At 70.5% G+C, this 18,755-nt stretch carries 20 protein-coding genes; 4 read left to right on the forward strand and 16 right to left on the reverse strand.

Going from position 1 to position 18,755, the window contains the following annotated elements; genetic code table 11:
• Window positions 1-5 precede the first annotated feature (5 nt).
• From E5P3_RS17725 to E5P3_RS17755, 7 genes are read right to left on the reverse strand one after another with little or no spacing between them, the layout of a single operon-like run.
• Window positions 6-611 carry a Maf family protein gene (locus E5P3_RS17725; RefSeq protein ID WP_162587171.1) on the reverse strand — a complete coding sequence of 202 codons (606 nt, stop codon included), beginning with the start codon at window positions 609-611 and terminating at the stop codon, window positions 6-8.
• The gene (rlmH, locus tag E5P3_RS17730) at window positions 608-1,075 is read right to left on the reverse strand and encodes a 23S rRNA (pseudouridine(1915)-N(3))-methyltransferase RlmH (RefSeq protein WP_088956899.1); all 468 of its coding nucleotides are present in this window, start codon (window positions 1,073-1,075) and stop codon (window positions 608-610) included. Before rlmH ends, E5P3_RS17725 begins: the two co-directional genes overlap by 4 nt.
• Entirely contained in the window at window positions 1,072-1,719 is a 648-nt protein-coding gene (gene rsfS, locus E5P3_RS17735; protein ID WP_162587172.1) for a ribosome silencing factor, read from the reverse strand. The genes rlmH and rsfS overlap by 4 nt, the downstream gene beginning before the upstream one ends.
• Entirely contained in the window at window positions 1,719-2,336 is a 618-nt protein-coding gene (gene nadD / locus E5P3_RS17740; protein ID WP_162587173.1) for a nicotinate (nicotinamide) nucleotide adenylyltransferase, read from the reverse strand. Before nadD ends, rsfS begins: the two co-directional genes overlap by 1 nt.
• Window positions 2,327-3,241: an oxygen-dependent coproporphyrinogen oxidase gene (gene hemF / locus E5P3_RS17745; protein WP_162587174.1), complete on the reverse strand. Its 915-nt coding sequence runs from the start codon at window positions 3,239-3,241 to the stop codon at window positions 2,327-2,329. Before hemF ends, nadD begins: the two co-directional genes overlap by 10 nt.
• Complete coding sequence (gene purD / locus E5P3_RS17750; protein ID WP_162587175.1) at window positions 3,241-4,536, reverse strand: phosphoribosylamine--glycine ligase; 1,296 nt, start codon at window positions 4,534-4,536, stop codon at window positions 3,241-3,243. The genes hemF and purD overlap by 1 nt, the downstream gene beginning before the upstream one ends.
• A 24-nt stretch (window positions 4,537-4,560) precedes the next feature.
• Window positions 4,561-5,286 (reverse strand): YebC/PmpR family DNA-binding transcriptional regulator, encoded by a 726-nt coding sequence (locus tag E5P3_RS17755; RefSeq protein ID WP_162587176.1) that lies wholly within the window; start codon window positions 5,284-5,286, stop codon window positions 4,561-4,563.
• Window positions 5,287-5,455: 169 nt separating this feature from the next.
• On the opposite strand from E5P3_RS17755, the gene E5P3_RS17760 reads away from it, so the two are divergent.
• From E5P3_RS17760 to E5P3_RS17775, 4 genes are all read left to right on the forward strand, one after another.
• Entirely contained in the window at window positions 5,456-6,817 is a 1,362-nt protein-coding gene (locus tag E5P3_RS17760) for an NAD(P)/FAD-dependent oxidoreductase (RefSeq protein WP_162587177.1), read from the forward strand.
• A 169-nt stretch (window positions 6,818-6,986) separates the two neighbouring features.
• On the forward strand, window positions 6,987-8,018 hold the full coding sequence (locus E5P3_RS17765; protein ID WP_162587178.1) for a chorismate transformation enzyme, FkbO/Hyg5 family: 1,032 nt from the start codon (window positions 6,987-6,989) through the stop codon (window positions 8,016-8,018).
• A gap of 26 nt (window positions 8,019-8,044) precedes the next feature.
• Window positions 8,045-8,842, forward strand: a complete 798-nt coding sequence (locus tag E5P3_RS17770) for a lysophospholipid acyltransferase family protein (RefSeq protein WP_162587179.1) — start codon at window positions 8,045-8,047, stop codon at window positions 8,840-8,842.
• Window positions 8,809-9,585: a glycosyltransferase family 2 protein gene (locus E5P3_RS17775; RefSeq protein ID WP_162587180.1), complete on the forward strand. Its 777-nt coding sequence runs from the start codon at window positions 8,809-8,811 to the stop codon at window positions 9,583-9,585. The genes E5P3_RS17770 and E5P3_RS17775 overlap by 34 nt, the downstream gene beginning before the upstream one ends.
• A gap of 25 nt (window positions 9,586-9,610) precedes the next feature.
• On the opposite strand, the gene fabG is transcribed toward E5P3_RS17775, so the two are convergent.
• The 9 genes from fabG to E5P3_RS17820 are packed head-to-tail and all read right to left on the reverse strand — an operon-like array spanning window position 9,611 to window position 18,743.
• Window positions 9,611-10,342: a 3-oxoacyl-ACP reductase FabG gene (fabG, locus tag E5P3_RS17780; protein ID WP_162587181.1), complete on the reverse strand. Its 732-nt coding sequence runs from the start codon at window positions 10,340-10,342 to the stop codon at window positions 9,611-9,613.
• 16 nt (window positions 10,343-10,358) lie between these two features.
• Window positions 10,359-10,820, reverse strand: a complete 462-nt coding sequence (locus E5P3_RS17785; protein ID WP_162587182.1) for a hydroxymyristoyl-ACP dehydratase — start codon at window positions 10,818-10,820, stop codon at window positions 10,359-10,361.
• On the reverse strand, window positions 10,817-11,575 hold the full coding sequence (locus E5P3_RS17790) for a class I SAM-dependent methyltransferase (RefSeq protein WP_162587183.1): 759 nt from the start codon (window positions 11,573-11,575) through the stop codon (window positions 10,817-10,819). The genes E5P3_RS17785 and E5P3_RS17790 overlap by 4 nt, the downstream gene beginning before the upstream one ends.
• Before the next feature lie 7 nt (window positions 11,576-11,582).
• Window positions 11,583-12,422, reverse strand: coding sequence for a polysaccharide deacetylase family protein (locus tag E5P3_RS17795; protein WP_162587184.1), 840 nt, complete (start codon window positions 12,420-12,422; stop codon window positions 11,583-11,585).
• Window positions 12,422-14,815 (reverse strand): MMPL family transporter, encoded by a 2,394-nt coding sequence (locus E5P3_RS17800; protein WP_232073190.1) that lies wholly within the window; start codon window positions 14,813-14,815, stop codon window positions 12,422-12,424. The genes E5P3_RS17795 and E5P3_RS17800 overlap by 1 nt, the downstream gene beginning before the upstream one ends.
• Window positions 14,812-15,408 (reverse strand): LolA-related protein, encoded by a 597-nt coding sequence (locus tag E5P3_RS17805; protein ID WP_162587185.1) that lies wholly within the window; start codon window positions 15,406-15,408, stop codon window positions 14,812-14,814. Before E5P3_RS17805 ends, E5P3_RS17800 begins: the two co-directional genes overlap by 4 nt.
• On the reverse strand, window positions 15,380-16,423 hold the full coding sequence (locus E5P3_RS17810) for an acyl-CoA synthetase (protein ID WP_232073192.1): 1,044 nt from the start codon (window positions 16,421-16,423) through the stop codon (window positions 15,380-15,382). Before E5P3_RS17810 ends, E5P3_RS17805 begins: the two co-directional genes overlap by 29 nt.
• Complete coding sequence (locus tag E5P3_RS17815; RefSeq protein WP_162587186.1) at window positions 16,420-18,123, reverse strand: AMP-binding protein; 1,704 nt, start codon at window positions 18,121-18,123, stop codon at window positions 16,420-16,422. Before E5P3_RS17815 ends, E5P3_RS17810 begins: the two co-directional genes overlap by 4 nt.
• Window positions 18,120-18,743, reverse strand: a complete 624-nt coding sequence (locus tag E5P3_RS17820) for a hypothetical protein (RefSeq protein ID WP_232073194.1) — start codon at window positions 18,741-18,743, stop codon at window positions 18,120-18,122. Before E5P3_RS17820 ends, E5P3_RS17815 begins: the two co-directional genes overlap by 4 nt.
• Window positions 18,744-18,755: the final 12 nt, after the last annotated feature.

Consider the following 18,755-nt stretch of genomic DNA (forward strand, 5'->3'; position numbering starts at 1 on the left):
CCGCCCTAGAGCGCGAACCCGGCCTGGCGCAGCAACTGGGCAGTCTCGAACATCGGGAGCCCCATGATGCCCGAATGCGAGCCGCTGATGTGCTCGACGAAGGCCGCCGCCCGCCCCTGGATGGCATAGGCTCCGGCCTTGCCGTCGGGCTCGCCGCTGGCGACATAGGCAGCGATGCGGCGCTTTTCGATGGCGGCGAAGCGCACCCGCGACACGCTGAGCGCCGCATGCCGGCGCCGGCCGTGCTGCAGCGCCACTGCGGTCAGCACGCGGTGCGTGCGGCCGGAGAGCAGCGCCAGCATGCGCTGCGCGTCCTGCGCATCCTCGGGCTTGCCCAGGATGATGCGGCCGAAGGCGACCGTGGTGTCGGCGCACAGCACCGGCGCCGGCGGCAGGCCCAGGCGGCGATGGCGCGCCACCGCCGCATCCAGCTTGAGCGCGGTAACGCGCTGCACGTAGGCGCTCGGCGATTCGCCCGGCTGCACATGCTCCAGCGCCTCGGCGTCTTCCTCGGGGCCGGCCAGCAGCAGCTCGTGGCGAACGCCGAGCTGGCCCAGCAGCTGCGCACGGCGCGGGCTCTGCGAGGCGAGATAGATGAAGGGCTCCGTCATTCGCGGTGGTAAGGATGGCCTGCGTTGACCGACCAGGCCCGGTAGAGCTGCTCGACCAGCAGCACGCGGGCCATCGCATGGGGCAAGGTCAGGTCGGAAAGGCGGATGCGCTCGTGCGCTGCGGCCTTGAAGGCCGGGTCGAGCCCGTCGGGGCCGCCGATGACCAGCGCGACGTCGTCGCCCTCGCCTTGCCACGCCTGCAGCCGAGCCGCGAGCGCCTTGGTGGTGAGCGCCGTGCCGCGCTCGTCCAACACCACGATGCGCATGCCCTTGGCAATGGCCGCTTCGATGCGCTCTCGCTCCGCGGCATACAGGGTTTCGAGCGTCTTGGAGCCGCGCGGCTCGGTCTTGACGGCGCGCAGCTCGAGCTTCAGCTCGGGCGGGAAGCGCTTGGCATAGTCGTCCCAGGCGGTCTGAGCCCAGTCGGGCACACGCTGCCCGACCGCGACCACCAGCAGCTTCATGTGCGCGCCGTGGTCTTGCGCGGCGCCTTCTTCGCCGGAGCCGCCTTCTTGGCCGCGGCCTTCCTGGCCGGCGCCTTGTTCACGACGACGGTCTTGACCGGCGCCTTGCTCGCGGGCGCCTTCCTGGCCGACGTCTTCCTGGGCGCCGGCTTCGGCTTGGCGGCCGCGTCCGCCGCGCGCTGCGCGGTCTTGGCGGCGCTGGAGCGCCTCAGCGAAGGGGTCTTGGCGGCGGCGGGCGGTTTCTCCTCGGCCGACCGCGCCGCCACCGGCTTCGCGGCACCGAGCTTGGTGCGCACCGGCTTGTCGCCCCAGATCTCCTCGAGGTGGTAGTACTGGCGGATGGCCGGTTGCATGATGTGCGCCACCGCGGCACCGCAGTCGACGATGATCCACTCGCCGTTCTCCTCGCCCTCCACGCGCGGCTTGTTGAAGCCCGCATCGCGCACCGCGTCGCGCACGCTGGCGGCCAGCGCCTTGGTCTGGCGGTTGGAGGTGCCCGAGGCGACGATCACGCGCTCGAACAGCGGCGAGAGGTGCTCGGTGTCGAAGACCTGGATGTTCTGCGCCTTGACGTCCTCAAGGCCATCGATGATGGCCCTCTGGAGTTTCTGGGTGTCTTTCTTGGCGGCGGCTTCAGTACTCATCAGGTGGAACGGTAGAGGTGGTGTTGGTCAATATAGCGTGCAACCGCCGGCGGAACCAGATGAAAGAAGTCCTGGCCCTGCGCAGCGCGCGTGCGGACTTCGGTGGCACTGGTGTCCATTGGGGCGAGCATGAGGTTCTCGAAGCGTGCGCCGGGCGGAAGATCCGGCAGCCCATGGGGATCGAAGGGGTTTCCGTCTATTGCGCCGGGACGGCGGGCGACCGCGACGACGGCCATTTCCAGGATCTCGCGCCAGCCGTGCCACTGCGGCAGCCAGGCGGCCTGGTCGGCACCCATGATCAGCACGAGTTCGGCCGCAGGCTGCTCCTGCTGCAGCTCGCGCAGGGTATCCAGCGTGTAGGTGGGCCCGGCGCGCCGCAGCTCGCGCGCGTCGACGACGGCCCCCGGCAGCGCCTCGAAGGCCAGTTGCGCCATCGCGAGGCGGTGTTCGCCGCCGCTCAGCGCGCGCGTCTTGTGCCAGGCATCGCCGGTCGGGAAGATGCGCAGCTCGGCCAGGCCCAGCTGCGCCAGCGCAGCCTGCACCAGCGCGACATGCGCGTTGTGCGGCGGATCGAAGGCTCCACCGAACACGCCGATGCGGAGCCGGTTCAGAGCCATTCGCGGCGCACGATGAAGTCGCTGTAGAGCGCCGCTTCGGGCGTGCCCGGCTCCGGCTCGCGGCGGTAGGCCCAGCTGGCCTGCGGCGGCATCGACAGCAGGATCGATTCGGTGCGCCCGCCCGACTGCAGCCCGAAATGCGTGCCGCGGTCCCAGACCAGGTTGAACTCCACGTAACGTCCGCGCCGGTAGAGCTGGAAGGCACGTTCGCGCTCGCCATGGGGCATGGCGCGACGGCGCTCGACAATCGGCAGGTAGGCCGGCAGGAAGGCGTCGCCCACCGCGCGCAGCATGGCGAAGCTGCGCTCGAAGCCCAGTTCGGCGAAGTCGTCGAAGAAGATGCCCCCTATGCCGCGCTGCTCGTTGCGGTGCTTGAGGAAGAAATACTCGTCGCACCAGGTCTTGAAGCGCGGGTACTTGTCCTCGCCGAAGGGCGCCAGCGCATCGCGGCAGCTGCGGTGGAAATGCACCGCGTCTTCCTCGAAGCCGTAGTACGGCGTGAGGTCCATGCCGCCGCCGAACCAGCACACGGGCTCGCCCTGCGCGGGCAGCGCGGCCAGCATGCGCACGTTCATGTGCACCGTGGGCACGTAGGGGTTGCGCGGGTGGAACACCAGCGAGACGCCCATGGCCTCGAAAGGCGCGCCGGCCAGCTCGGGCCGGTGCTGGGTGGCCGAAGGCGGCAACTTGGGGCCGCTGACCTGGGAGAAGCCGCAGCCGGCGCGCTCGAACAGGACGCCGTCCTCCAGGATGCAGGTCAGGCCGCTGCCCTGCAACGGCTCCCCGGGCGCCTTCTGCCAGGGATCGCGCAAGCAAGCCTTGCCGTCGGCCGCCTCTACCGCGGCCATGATGCGCTGCTGCAGCTCCCGCAGGTAGTCGCCGACGGCTTGGCGGTAATCAGGCATCAGCCGTGGGGCGTGCGCGCCTGGACGGCGCGGTGCCCGATGTCCTTGCGGTATTGCGCCCCATCGAAATGGACGCGCGCCGCCACGGCGTAGGCGCGCTGCTGCGCCTGCTTCACGCTGTCGGCCAGCACGGTGACGCAGAGCACGCGCCCGCCGCTGGTCTTGAGCTCGCCGCCTTCGAACGTGGTGCCGGCGTGGAAGACCACGGCGTCAGGTGCCTCGGCCGGGATGCCGTGAATGGCATCGCCCTTGCGCGGCGACAACGGATAGCCGTGCGCCGCCATCACCACGCCCAGTGCGACGCGGCGGTCCCAGTCGAGCTCGATCTGGTCCAGCGTGCCGTCGGTGGCGTGCCAGAACACCTCGAACAGGTCGGACTTGAGCCGCATCATGATCGGCTGGGTCTCGGGGTCGCCCATGCGGCAGTTGAACTCCAGCGTCTTGGGATGGCCGGCAGCATCGATCATCAGGCCGGCGTAGAGGAAGCCGGTGTAGGGGATGCCGTCCTTCTCCATGCCGCGGATGGTGGGCAGGATGATCTCGCGCATGGCGCGCGCATGCACCTCGGCCGTGACCACCGGGGCCGGCGAATAGGCACCCATGCCGCCGGTGTTGGGACCCTGGTCGCCGTCCTGCAGGCGCTTGTGATCCTGGCTGGTGGCGAGCGCGGTGACGTTCACACCGTCGCACAGCACGATGAAACTGGCCTCCTCGCCCTGCAGGAACTCCTCGATCACGACACGCGCGCCGCCCTCGTTGTGCGAGATGCCGAGCTTGTTGTCCACCAGCATGAAGTCGATCGCCTCGTGCGCTTCCTCCAGCGTCGTCGCCACAACCACACCCTTGCCGGCCGCCAGGCCGTCGGCCTTGATCACGATCGGCACGCCCTTGGCGTCCACATAGGCATGGGCCGCCGCGGGGTGGGTGAAGGCCTCGTACTCGGCCGTGGGAATCTTGTGCCGCTTCATGAAAGCCTTGGAGAAGGCCTTGGAGCTTTCCAGCTGGGCCGCCGCCTTGGTCGGCCCGAAGATGCGCAGCCCGTGCGCGCGGAACTCGTCGACCACGCCGGCCGCCAGCGGGGCCTCGGGGCCGACCACCGTGAGCGCGATCTTTTCCTGCAGCGCCCAGGCCCGCAGCGCCGCGGGCTCCGTGATGTCGATGCATTCGTAGCGCGAATCCGCGCGCGTGCCGCCGTTGCCCGGCGCCACATAGACGCGGCTCACGCGCGCGGCCTGGGCCAGTCGCCACGCCAGTGCGTGCTCGCGGCCCCCTCCCCCGATCACCAGTACCTTCATTCGCGGGCTTTCATGGGCGCTTCCTCACTCGGAAAGCGCCGCGTTGTGATAGACATCCTGCACGTCGTCGAGGTCTTCGAGGGCATCGAGCAGCTTCTGCATCTTCGCTGCATCCTCGCCGGCGATCTCGATGGTGTTCTCGGCGCGCATCGTGACCTCGGCCACTTCGGGCTTGAGGCCGGCCGCCTCCAGGGCGTTGCGCACCGCCTCGAAATCTCCGGGCGCCGTCAGCACCTCGATCGCGCCGTCCTCGTCGGCCAGCACGTCCTGGGCGCCGGCTTCGAGCGCGACTTCCATCACCTTGTCCTCGCTGGTGCCGGGCGCGAAGACCAGTTGCCCGCAATGCTTGAACTGGAAGGCGACCGAGCCTTCGGTACCCATGTTGCCGCCGTGCTTGCCGAAGGCATGGCGCACCTCGGCCACGGTGCGAACGCGGTTGTCGGTCATGGTGTCGACGATGATCGCGGCGCCGCCGATGCCGTAGCCCTCGTAACGGATCTCCTCGTAGCTCACGCCTTCGAGGTTGCCGGTGGCCTTGTCGATGTTTCGCTTGATCGTGTCGGCAGGAAGGTTGACCGCCTTGGCCTTGTCGACCGCCAGCCGCAGGCGCGGGTTGGCGCTCAGGTCACCGCCGCCGGCCTTCGCCGCGACCATGATTTCACGGATCGCACGGGTCCAGAGCTTGCCGCGCTTCTCGTCCTGCCGGCCCTTCCTGTGCTGAATGTTCGCCCATTTGCTGTGTCCGGCCATGGCAGTCGTTCTCGCTATCTCGTGTTTCTAAGCAGGTAGGGAGTTTACTGTCGGGCGCGTACGACGGCCCCGCGTCCTACAGCGGAAGCATCGATCCTTTTTGGGATAATCCGCCGCTGATGCGCCAGGTCAGTACGGGCATCTCCCGGTTTCCATCCCCTCACAGCGCATGAATATTCCTCCAACAACGAATGCCGAAGCCGCAGCACCCGCGCACCAGACCTGCGACGTCCTCGTGATCGGCGGCGGTCCCGCAGGCTCCACGGCCGCGGCGCTGTTGGCGCAGCAGGGCCGCAAGGTGGTGCTGCTCGAGAAGGCGCACCATCCGCGCTTCCACATCGGCGAATCGCTCCTGCCGGCGAACGTGCAGCTGTTCGACCGGCTGGGCCTGCGCGAGGAGATCGAGCGCATCGGCATGCCCAAGTGGGGCGTCGAATTCGTCTCGCCCGACCATGAGCACACCGCGATGGTCGAGTTCGCCGACGCCTGGGACAAGAGCATGCCCTACGCCTGGCAGGTCCGGCGCTCGGAAATGGACGAGATCCTGTTCCGCAACGCCGGCGCCCGCGGCGCGCAGACCATCGAAGGCTGCCGCGTGCGCGACGTCCAGTTCGACGCCGAGGGCGCCACCGTGACCGCCCACCTCGACGACGGCGCCGCGCGCAGCTGGCGTGCCCGCTTCGTGCTCGACGCATCCGGGCGCGACACCTTCCTGTCGAACAAGTTCAAGGCCAAGCAGAAGAACCCGAAGCACAACAGCTCGGCCCTCTTCGGCCATTTCCGCAACGCCGACCGGCTGCCGGGCAAGCTCGAGGGCAACATCACCATCTTCTGGTTCGCGCACGGCTGGTTCTGGTACATCCCGCTGGCCGACGGCACCACCAGCATCGGCGCCGTCTGCTGGCCTTACTACCTCAAGTCGCGCAGCAAGCCCGTCAAGGATTTCTTCGCCGACACCATCGCGCTGTGCCCGCAGCTGGCCGCGCGCCTGTCGCAGGCCACGCTGGTCGACGATGCGGTCTACGCCACCGGTAACTATTCGTACACCAGCACGCATTGCAGCGGCGAGCGCTACCTGATGCTGGGCGACGCCTACAGCTTCATCGACCCGGTGTTCTCATCGGGCGTGTACCTCGCCATGTACAGTGCCTTCGAGAGCGCCGAGGTGGTGACCGCCGTGCTCGATCGGCCGGCCGAGGCTGCCAAGGCGCGGCAGCGCTTCGAGCGCGACATGCGCAAGGGCCCGCGCGAGTTTTCCTGGTTCATCTTCCGCGTGACCAACCCGACCATCCGTGAATTCTTCATGTACCCGCAAAACCCGTTCCGTGTGAAGGAAGCGCTGCTCTCGCTCCTGGCCGGCGACATCTACGGCAAGACGCCGATCTGGCGCTCGCTGCGGGTGCTCAAGGCCCTGTACTACCTGGTGTCGGCCGGCCATCCGCGCCGCACCTGGCAGTCCTGGCAGCGGCGGCGCCGGAACATCCGCGACCTCGGGCCGCTTGCCGGCGAAAACGTGGTCGAGGCCCGGTGAGCGCCGCCCGGCCGCCCGAAGGCGCGAAGGCCCCCTCGGGGGGCAGCGCAGTACACGAAGTGACGAGCCTGGGGGCACTATCGAGCGCCGCCCGGCCGCCCGAAGGCGCGAAGGCCCCCTCGGGGGGCAGCGCAGTACACGAAGTGACAAGCGTGGGGGAGGTTGGCTTATGAGCGCGAGGGACTTCAATGGGGTGCCGCCGCTGCGCGTCGAGCGGCTGTCGCTGTCCGAAAGCCTGGCATTGTCCTCAGGGGGACATCCGCCCTTCGGCGCGCTGGGGTACGGCACCCCCGATCACCTGTCGTGGATGCCCACGGTCAACGCCCGCGTGCTCTCTGACGCCGGGGCGATGGCCGATGTGTGGCATGCCAGCGAACACATCGAGTCCGGCACCACCGGGGTGGTGCGCTGGCGCTGCGACGGACACTGGATGCTGGGCGCCATCGACCTCGACGAGGCGCGCGAAGGGGCCGGCCTCACCGAGCTGGCCCACTGGGCCTACCGCGACCTGTTCCAGTCGCTCGCGCAGACGGGTTGCACCCACGTGCTGCGCATCTGGAACTACCTGCCGCGCATCAATGCCGACGGCGGCGGCCTCGAGCGCTACCGCCAGTTCAACCTGGGCCGCCAGCAGGCCTTCGTCGAGGCCGGCCAGGCCGCCTTCGAAGGCGCGCCGGCCGCCTGCGCCCTGGGCATCCACCAGGGCGCCCTGTGCATCCGCTTCCTGGCAGGCCGGGTGGCACCGCTGCCTGTGGAGAACCCGCGGCAGGTGTCGGCCTACCACTACCCGCCCGCCTACGGCCCGCGCTCCCCCACCTTCTCGCGCGCAGCGCTGGCTGCGATCGGCGGCGGCGACGTGGCGCTGTTCATCTCGGGCACGGCCAGCATCCTCGGGCACGAGACGGTGCATCTGGGCGATGTGCGGGCCCAGACCGAGGAGACGCTGCGCAACCTCGAAGCCGTGATCGCCGCCGCCAACGAACGCAGCTCCGCACGCTTCGCTCTGGACACGATCGATGCCGTGGTCTACGTGCGCCACGTCGCCGACACGCCGGTCGTGCGCGAGGTGCTCGAACGGAAGCTGGGCGCGCATTCCCACACACTGCGCCACGCGGTCTACCTGGAGGCGGACATCTGCCGGCAGGACCTGCTGGTGGAGATCGAGGCCCACGCCGTCGCCGGCGGGTCACTGGACGCCTAGAAGGTGTGGACGAACCCGGGCTCACCATGAAGCGCCTGCTGCGCTCGATCTTCTCCCTCCCACTCGCCCTGCTGCTGTACGCCCTGCTGGCGCTGCTGGGCATCATCTCGCTGGTCTGGAACCTGGCCGCGATGCTGCTCTACCCGGTGCTGCCCGCGCGCACCGGCCGCGCGCTGGGCCGGCGCGTGATCGCGCTGGCCTACCGCGCCTTCTGGGCCACCGCCTCGGCCGCCGGGATGATGCGCATCGACGCCGCCTGCCTCGACGCGTTGCGCGAGGAGCGCGGGGTGATCTTCGTCGCCAACCACCCCACCATGCTCGATGCCCTGCTGCTGGTGGCGCGCCTGCCGCGCAGCGCCTGCATCATGAAGGCCGACCTGATGCGCAACGTCTTCCTCGGCGCCGGAGCGCGGCTCGCGCGCTATATCCGCAACGATTCGGCGCGCACCATGGTCCGGCTCGCGGTCGAGGACCTGAAGGCAGGCGGCCAGCTGGTGATCTTCCCCGAGGGCACTCGCACCGTGACGCCGCCGCTCAACCCATTTCGCCCCGGCGTCACGCTGATCGCCAAGCTGGCGCAGGCGCCGATCCAGACCGTGTTCATCGATACCGACTCGCCCTACCTCGGCAAGGGTTGGCCGCTATGGCGGGTGCCGCCTCTGCCGATCGTCTTCACGCTCCGCCTGGGCCGGCGCTTCGCGCCCCAGCAGGACAGCGACAGGCTGCTGCGCGAGATCGAACAGTATTTCAGACACCCCACGGAACAGCGCGCCACCGACGCGCAGCCCGAATGCCAGCAGTCTCGCGCACCCACCTTGTCCTGATCCCCAGCTACAACACCGGCGAGCGCCTGTTCTCCACCGTCAGCGCGGCCCGCGCGCAATGGAATCCGGTCTGGGTGGTGGTCGACGGCAGCACCGACGGCACCGGCGAGCGGCTGCAGCAAATGGCCGCGGCCGACCCTGGCCTGCGCGTCTGGCTGCTGCCGCACAACCAGGGCAAGGGCGCGGCCGTGCTGCACGGACTGCGCGCGGCGCAGGAGGCCGGCTACACGCATGCGCTCACCATGGATTCGGACGGCCAGCATCCGGCCGACCTGATCCCCGCCTTCATGCAGGCCTCGCAGGCGCGGCCCGAGACGATGGTGCTGGGTCGCCCGGTCTTCGACGCCTCGGCGCCGCTGCTGCGCGTGCGCGGGCGCAAGGTCTCCAACAGCTGGACCCAGCTCGAGACGCTGTTCGCCGGCATCGGCGATTCGCTCTACGGCTTCCGCGTCTACCCGGTGGCGGCGCTGATCGCGACCATGGAGCACCAGCCCTGGATGCGCCGCTTCGACTTCGACACCGAGGCCGTGGTGCGCCTGGCCTGGCGCGGCGTCAAGCCGGTCAACATCGATGCGCCGGTCAAGTACCTCACCGCCGAGGAAGGCGGGGTTTCGCACTTCCGCTATTTGCGCGACAACGCGCTGCTGACGTGGATGCACACGCGGCTGATGGTTGAGTTCGTGCTGCGCTTGCCGGGTCTGCTGTGGCGCCGGCTGCGCGGGGCGCCGCCGTTTCAGCGCTGACGAATAGGGGGTCGGCTGTCCGCTTTCAGATCATCCCGCCGTTGATCGAGATGATCTGCCCCGTGATGTAAGCCGCCTCATCGCTCGCCAGGAAGCCCGCCAGGGCCGCCACTTCCTCCGGCCTGCCGGCGCGCTTCACAGGCACCAGTTGGTCGATCATCGCCTTGTCGAAGGCGCCGTCGGCCATTGGCGAGGCGATGATGCCGGGAGCGATCGCATTCACCGTGATGCCGCGCGCCGCGACCTCGAGCGACAGCGCCTTGGTCGCGCTGTTGAGCGCGCCCTTCGCCGCTGCATAGTTGACCTGGCCGCGGTTGCCCGTGAGGGACGCCACGGACGACATGTTGATGATCCGCCCCCAGCGCGTGCGCAGCATGGGCAGCAGCAAGGGCTGCGTGACGCGGAAGAAGCCGTTGAGCGAGACGTCGATCACCTTGTGCCACTGCGCCGCGCTCATGCCGGGCAGCACCGCATCGTCGTGCACGCCGGCGTTGTTGACGAGGATCTGCACGGGCCCGCCCGCCAGGATGCGCTCGCAGGCGGCGCGCGAGGCTTCGTCGCTGGTGAGGTCGAACACATGGCATTCGGCCTGGCCGCCAGCGGACCTGATGGCGGCGGCCAACTGCTCGATCGCCTCGGGCTTGCTGTTGGCATGCAGCAGCACCGCGGCGCCATCGCGCGCCAGGCGCTGTGCGACGGCCGCGCCGAGGGCGCCGCTGGCGCCGGTGATCAATGCACGTTTTCCGTTGAGGCTCATGATGAGGTCCGCCTGTTCAGGTTTCCATGGCAAGCGGCGTGTTGAGCACGACCACCGCGCGGCCTTCGGCCAGCGCGCGCCCTGCTTCGTCCTTCACCGCGAATTCGTAGAGGATCTGGCTCGCATCGCCCGAGACGCGTTGCGCATGCACATGCAGCACGCCTTCGATCTCGTCGAGCCGCGCGATGGCCAGGCGCACGTTGCGCGCGCTGGCCAGGAAGCCGGCAGAAGGCTCGCTGCCCTCCGGCGCGATGAGGCCGCCGTGCAGGGCCATGGCCTGCGCCGCGTACTCGATGGCATTGGGGGCTAGCAGGCCGCCGGCCGTGCGCAGGGGGTTGTCGGCGTGCCGGTGCGTGCCGGTCGTGCAATGGATGTTGTGGGCGTCCCAGGACTCCAGCCGCTCCAGCAGGCACATGCTGCCGCTGTGGGGGATCAGGCGCGCGATGCCGGCGCGGTCGAGCTGTTGTGGAGCACTCATGACGACGAAGACTCCTTGGCACGGTCTGCGACCAGCAGCACATTGGCGAACGGCGTGCCCGCGCTCATCGGGATGCCCTGCACCGGCGAGAAGCCCAGGCCTTGGAGCAGCGTCGTCCATTCGGACAGCGTCCGCCCCCAGGTCGGCGAGACGCGGTGCCCGCGGATGCGGGTGACGGTGCGATCCACCCACTGGCTGATCGCGAAGCCGCGCCGGCTCGCCGCATCGCCCACGCGCAGCAGCAGCCTGCCACCCGGTTGCAGCGCCCCGTGCACACGGCGCAGCACGCCTTCCTGCGCGGCGTGGTCCACGTAGTGCAGCACGTCGAGGATCACGACCAGGTCGCAGGCTGGCATCGCAGCCTTGCACATGTCCTCGCAGACGAAGCGCGGCGCCGGCTCCAGGTGGCCGATGGAGGCCTTCGCACGCGCCACGTCCTTGGGCATCAGCTCGATGCCCGTGTACTGGGCCGCGGCCGGCGTGGCAGCCCAGGCAGCGGGCCAGCGGCCAGGCTGCGCCTGCATGCCGGCCATGGCCGAGAGCAGGCTGGCGAACAGGCCCTGGCCGCAGCCGATGTCCACCACGCGGCGGCGCTCGCCGATCAGGCCGCGCTCGATCAACCCGCGGAACACGGGGTCGCGGCCCAACTTGCCACGGGCGAAGTGCCAGGCGAAGTTGCCGGCCTTCTTGTACGGCGCGGTGGCCGCTTCATGCAGTTGACGCCAGGCGGCGTCGGTCGAGAGGCTGTCGTTCATGCAGGGGTCAGGGGGTGAGGGCTTGCGGCAGCGTCACTGCGCGCAAGCCATCGGTGCGAAGGCGCTCGAGCAGAAGAGGCAGGACCTCGAGCACCACCGGGCGTCCGCCGGCCGTGCGCGCGGCATGGCCGTCGTGCAGCAGCAGGATGTCGCCCGCCCTCAGGTCTTTGGTGAGGCGCGCAAGCACAGTGGCCGCATCGCGCTCGCGCGTGTCGAAACCGCGGCGCGTCCAGCTCACCAGCACCAGGCCCAGGCGGTGCAGCACCGGCGCGAGAAAAGGGTTGCGCAGCCCGGCCGGCGCGCGGAAGCAGATCGGGCGCTGGCCCGTCACTTCCTGCAGCAGCCGCTGCGCGCGTTCGATCTCGGTATGGAAGCCGCGCGGCCCGAGGAAGGAGAAGTTGTGGCGATGCCGCGCCGTGTGGTTCTGGATGCTGTGGCCGCGCGCGACGATCTCGCGTGCCAAGGCCGGGTGCTCTCGCACGCGCTCGGCGATGCAGAAGAAAGTGGCGCGCTGGCCCTCGGCGTCGAGCAGGTCCAGCACCTGCGGCGTGACTGCGGGATCGGGGCCGTCATCGATGGTGATCGCGACCTCGCCGCGCGCCGCCGAGGCCGCCGGCAGCCGCGTGATGTTCGGCCCCAGCAGGCTGCTGCGCGGCGTCAGGCCCGCGGCGGTGATCAGCACATGGTTCAGCACCACCGCACCGATGGCCCAGGGCACCGCCCCCGGCACGAAAAGCGCCGCCGCGAGCGCCAGCAGGTGCCAGCCGACACTGGCGCGCACGACGGGCGGCCAACGCCACGATCCGGAGGCAGGAAGGGCTTGGGACATCGGCGCCGATTCTCCCATCAGCGATGTGGCGCGGAGGCACCCGCCGGCCCGCGCGCGAAGGCGGCCGACAGCAGCAGCGCCAGCAGCGCACCGGGCGCGACCACGCGGCCGATGGCCGACAGCGCCGGGATGTCGGAGATCGCGATCAGCGTGAAGGACACCACGGTCGTCAGGTTGGCCAGCAGCAGCGAGGCCAAGGTGTCCTCGTCGGCACGGCCGGTCTCGCGCAGCTGGTCGAAGAAGAGCGCGTAGTTCGAGCCCACCGCCACCACCAGCAGCAGGCCCACCAGGTGCAGGATGCCGAGCGGCACCTGCAGCACGGCCAGCCCGCCCAGCGTGAGCAGCACCGCGACCAGCAACGGCTCGCACACTGCCAGCAGCCGGCGCCCCGAGCGCAGCCAGGCGCCCAGCAGCAAGACCACCGCGAGCGCGCCCAGCATGACCTGCACGAAGGCCTCGTGCAGATAGCGCCGGTAGAGGCTGCGCAACTCGTCGCCCACGTTGACCACCTGCACCTCGGGCACCTCGGCGAGCGCGGCCTCGAGCCGCTTCGCGTCGAAGCGCTCGCCGGGATGCAGCGCGACCAGCGTCGACCAACCGCCGCCGGGGCGCTCGAACATCAGTGCGCTGACCACCGCGTCCAGCGGCCCGCCCGCCAGATCGGAGCGGCGGATCATGGGCTGGCCGCGCGCCTTCTCCACATCGGCCAGGAAGGGCGCGAGCCGGCTCGCCGGCAGGGGCAGGCCCTGGGTGGCTTCGGCCAGCCGCGCCTTCAAGGTCGCGGCATCGGGCAGGCTGGCGATGCGCGCCGCCTGAGCGGCCTCGCTGGGCAGCATGCGGGTGACGCTCTCGAAGCCGGCGAGCTCGCCCTGGCCTACCAGCGTCTCGAGCTTCGCGGAGGCGGCCTCGGTGTTGCGCAGGGCCGCCTGCTCGTCCGCGCCGCGCACCACCACGAGCGTGCCACCATCGCTGGCGCCGATGTCGGCGCGCAGCTCCTCGTCGAGCTGCTGCGCCGCCTTGGGCACCGGGCTCATCGCGCTCAGGTCGGCGCGCCACAGGTGGCCGCCCTGCCAGAGCACCAGGCCCAGCGCCGCAATGCCGAGGCCGGCGAAGACCAGGCGCAGCCGTGGCAGCGCCCGCACGATCAGGCCCGCGATGCGCGCCATCTGCCGCCGCATGCCCATGCCGGCTGCGCCGTCTGGCGCCAGCACCGGCAGCACGAAGCGAGCGACCAGCGCCGCGGCGACCAGTCCGGCCAGCGAGAACACGCCCAGCTGCGCCAGGCCCGGGAAGCCTGAGAACACCAGCGCCGCGAAGCCGCAGACCGAGGTCAGCAGGCCCAGCCGCACCGTTGGCCAATGGATTTCGCGCCAGCGCATCCACCCGGTGCCCGGCACGGCGGCGCCGCGCGCCTGGATCAGGTAGTAGATCGCGTAGTCCACGGTCTCGCCGATCAGCGTACTGCCGAAGCCCATGGTGAGGCCGTGCACCTCGCCGAACACCAGGCTCACCGCCGCCGTGCCGCCGACCACGCCGGTGGCCACCGGCAGCAGCGCCACCACCAGCGCGCGCGGCGAGGCGAAGGCCAGCAGCAGCAAGGCGCCCATCACGATGCCGCCGACGGTGGCGAGCTGGATGGCCTCGTGCTTGATTTGGTCGCGGCTCTGCACCGAGAACACGGGCGCGCCGGTCAGCTGCAAGCGCGGGCCGGCGCCGTTCATCTCGCGCGTGGCGGCGTCGAACGCCTGCTGGACGCGCGCGATCGCTTGCGCCTGCGCGTCCAGGTCGCTGCCCGCTGCATGGGTGGTGGCCAGGATCAGCGCCCGCGGCGCGCTGCGCGAGACCCACACGCCCTCCTCGCTGCGCGGCGAGCTAGCCGGGATCAGGCCCTCGGCGATGCGCTGGGTCTCGCCGGTGGGATCGCGCTCCAGCAGCGGCTTGACCAGGTTGCCGGCCGGCGTGCCCAGCAGCGACAGCGTGTCGCCGATGGCATCGCGCAGGCCCGCCGCCGTGAAGCGCTCGGGCGCGATGTCGGGCGCCAGCTGGTAGCGATGCTCGAAGAGCCAGGTGCCCGCCTCCTTCCAGTCGCCGGTCTCGCCGTTCTGCACCTGGTCGAAGAGCTTGCTCTCGCGCATCGATGCCGCGACGGCGCGCGACACAGCCCCGCGCTGCCCGGCATCCTTGCCGCCTTCGATGCCGATGAAGACGGTGCGCGAGGCGATGCCGCTTTGCAGCTGCTCGATCAGCACGCGCTGCCGCTCGTCCGGGCTCGCGGGCAGGAAGGCCGAGAGGTCGGCGCTGAAATGCGTGCGCGCGATGAGCGCGATGCCGGCCGCCAGCGCCAGCAGCCAGATGACGATGGCCAGCGCGTGGCGCCCCCGGCCGGACGCTGCTGCCTCGGGCCGGCTCACGATGCGCCGCGCACCGGCGTGATGGCCATGACAGAGCGGTCGCCGCCGATGAACTCCATCTCGACGCCGAGCACCTCGCCCGCGCGGCCGGTCAGGCGCAGCGAGCGCACCTGGGCAGCCAGCCTCTCGTCGATGGGCACCAGATCCAGCGCCCACTTGTCGGCCGTGCCCGTGAGCGTGCTGCGGAAGTAGCGCCGAAGGGTCTGCGCATTGCCGTTCAAGGTGCTGCGCATGGCTTCGACCATGCCCAGCAGCTCGGGCATGCTGTCCAGCGTCATCGTGCGGGTGCGACCGCTGCGCGACAGGGTGAGGGTGTTGCCGTCGACCGACATGGTCTCGGGCCGGGGCGTGAGCGTTCGCCGCGTCAGCCGGTCGGGCGCCTGGAAGCTCAGCGTGCCGCTCGCGTCCAGCGGCCCTTCGATGCCGCGCACGAAGCGCTGCTCGGTAAAGCGCGCCTCGCCGTTCTTCTGCCGGGCGAGCAGGCCCATCAGCTCGGGCAGGTCGAAGGCCCACGCGGAGGATGCCGTGAAAGCCAGCGCCGCCACCACCCAGCGGCACCAGCGCTCAATCCGAATCTTCGAGCCAGAAGTCATGAAAATTGAACCAGTTGTACGGGTAGGCGCGGCACAGGGCTTCGAGCCGCGCGACATAGCTTTCGAGCGCGGCGCGGATGCGACGTTCGCGCTCGGCCGGATCCGACACGCGATCGCTGAAGTCGGCCAGCGGCTCGAAATGGACATCGTAGCGCGCGCCCCCCACATAAAGGCCCGCCATGAAGAACACCTTGCGCCGCAGCAGCGCGGCCAGCCGGAACGGACCGTCGTTGATCAGGGCCGGATGCCCGAGAAACGGCAGCGTGATGCTGTTGCCGCGCTGCTGGCCCGCCTCCTCCGGGCCCGGCAGCGTGCGGTCGGCCAGCAGGCCCGCGAGCCCGCCGCCGTCCAGCCAGTCGCGCAGGTCCAGCATCGAATGAGGCCGGCCGAGGGCGATGATGTGCGGCCGCAGGCCGGGCTGCGCAATGGCATCGAGCACCGCGGTGATCTGCTGTGCGTTGTCCTGGTACATCAGCATCGCGAGCCGCAGGTCCTTGGGACGGCCGCTCTGGTGCTTGCAGGCGCCCATGGCCTCGAAGCTGCCGATGTGCGCGCCGAGCATGAAGGCGCCGCGTCCCGCGGCCACCTCGGCTTCGACCGGCACGTTGCCATGCACGCGCACGTCGAACAGGTCCATGCGCCCCCGCAGGAAATAGATGCGGTCGAGCACGGTGGACGCAAAGGCGTGCAGCAGCCGGTACCCATCGGACCAGCCCGCGCGCGGCCCGATGGCCCGGAACAGGTAGCGCTTGATGTGCCGGCGCGGGGCGGGAGAGAACAGCAGGAAGTACAGGCAGATCGGATGCAGCACCAGCCGCGCCAGCGGGCGGCCGCAGCGGATCGCGATCCAGCAGATCACGCGCAGCGCCAGCATGTTGCTGCGCTCCGGCGTGCGTGACCAGTCGGCTCGGCGCGATTTCGCATCGCCGGCCTCGGGTGGCTGTGCCACGCTCACCGGAATGTCCTCGCCTTCGGCGACGGTGCTGTTCGCCTTCGGAGCGGCGGTGCGGCTCATGACGCTCCGCCGGGGGTCCAGCGGCCGCTCGCGGCGACCACCTCCGCCACCCGCACCTCGAAGCGCAGCCCGCGCGAGGCGCCGGTCTCGGGGCTGAGGTCGATGCGCAGCGTGCTGCCCGGGCGCACCGGCGCCAGGAACTTGGCCGCGGCCAGCGTCGGCCGCGGGCCCAGGCGGGCCGCCAGTGCGGGTACGCGTTGGGCGGCCTCCAGCACCTCCGACAGCAGCAAGGCGCCGGGCAGCAGCGGCTGGCCCGGGAAGTGGCCCGCGAAAACCGGGTGGTCTGCCGGTACCTCGTGCGTGAGCTGCACCGGCGCGCCGTCCGGGGCGAGCTGCGCCAGCGCGAACTCGCGCAGGGCACGCGCCGTCAGCTTGCCGGTGCCTTCGCGCGGGAAGGCGTTCACATGCACCACGCGGCGCGGCACGAAGACCGCCTCGAGACGCTCGCGCAGCGCCGCGACGATGGCGTGGGCATCGAGCTTGGGCGCAACCACGAAGGCGACCGGGCGCACCACGCCGTCGGTCACGTCGTCGGGCAGCCAGAAGGCGCCATCCTCCACGCCCGGAATGCTGTTGAGGTGATGGTTGAGGTAGCCCAGCGAGCTGCGCCGGCCGGCGACGTGGATCAGGTCGTTGGCGCGCCCGAGCAGGCGGAAACGGCGGTCGTCGAGCAGCTCCAGCACGTCGGCCATCGGCGTCGGCTCGGGCACGAAGTCGCCGGCGAAGACGAAGCGCTCCGCGCCCGCGGCGTCACGCTCGGCATGCACGCGGATCTCGCCGAAGGTCTCCCAGACCTCGCTGCGCGTCGGCCGCCGCGTCGCGACCTGGCCTGATTCGGTGCTGCCGTAGATCTCGATCAGCTGGCCGCCCATGGCCTGCTCGGCCTGCGCAGCGAGCTGAGGCGAGAGCGGCGCGGTGGCCGAGAGGATCAAGTCCACCGGCGGCAGCGCAATGCCGGAGAGCAGCAGCGTCTTGAGGTGGAAGGGCGTGGTGACCAGCGCGCGGGGCTGCGGCACCGAGGCCAGCGCCTGGGCGACGTCCGCCGGGAAGAAGGGCCGGCCGCTGTCGAAGGCGGCACCGCCGAGCATCGCCAGCAGGGCCGAGGATTCGAGGCCGTAGCTGTGCTGCACCGGCACGGTAGCCACCAGCGTCAGGCCGGCCAGCGAGGGGCGCCCGAGCAGTTCCGCCAGCCGGGCTACCGCGGCAGCCACATCACCCACCAGCGTCTTCCAGGACTTGGCATGGGGCTGCGGCACGCCGGTGGAGCCGGAAGTCAGCAGGCTCACGGCATGCAGGCCGCCGCCGATCTCCGGCACCGGCTGCGCACTCGCGCCGCCCGGCGGCGGCCGGTGCTCGACGAGGGTGCGCGACATGCCTGGGGTGGCGACCTCCGGGTCGTCCACCAGCGCATAGGTGCGGCCGCCCGGCTCGACCAGCCGCGCCAGCGTGTCGGGCCGCGCATCCGGAGGCAGCAGGCTGGCCTGGCCGCGCACCAGCGCCGCTGCGAGCCCCAGCGCGAAGGCATAGCGATCGCTGCAGAGGTTCACCACCGGGCCACCCTCCGGCAGTTGCAGCGCCAGGCGCGCCACGTCGGCCAGGAACTCGCGTGCGCTGACCGGCACGCCGGCGCGCCAGGCGAGGGGCGCGTCCGGATCGCGCTCGCTCAGAAGCGGAAGAAGGTCGAGGCCAGTCACATTCATTGCCGTGCCGCCGGGTCGACCGGCGCGCTGTAGAAGGCGCGCACCGTGTCGATCAGGCGGGTGCGCTCGAATTCGGGATGCAGCCGGTAGCGCAGCAGATACTCGCCCACGAAGAGGATTCCAACCATCAGGGGCGTGAGCAGGTTGGCGAGCACCGACCAGGCAGCGAAGGACATCGTGGCATACACCATCACCGAGGCCAGCACCAGCAGCGCGAAGTACACGGTCCAGACCCGGGTCACGCGCCAGGTGTACTCGCGCATCCCGGGCGACAGCGGGTGGATGCGTGCGGCGAACTGGCCGATCAGCGACAGCCGGTCGCGCCGCAGCGTGCCGCCGAACCAGCCGCACAGCAGCGCATTGATGCCCACGTGCTGCAGCATGTAGAGCCGGTTGGGGTCGCCCGCATCGCCGCGCAGCACCAGCGCGAATCCGAGCACGCCCACCGCCGCCGCGATCGCCAGGCCCCAGCCGCCGAAACGGCTACCCGCCAGCCCCAGCGCCGTCAGCCACAGCGGACCGAGCAGCACCCCCACCGCCCAGGGCTCGGCGGCATGGAAGAGCATCATCCAATGGGAGACACCGGCATAGGCCACCCCCGCCAACAGCAGGAGCGCCATGCGCCATCGAGA

Origin of the sequence: Variovorax sp. RA8 (assembly GCF_901827175.1) — a bacterium.
Taxonomy (GTDB): domain Bacteria; phylum Pseudomonadota; class Gammaproteobacteria; order Burkholderiales; family Burkholderiaceae_C; genus Variovorax.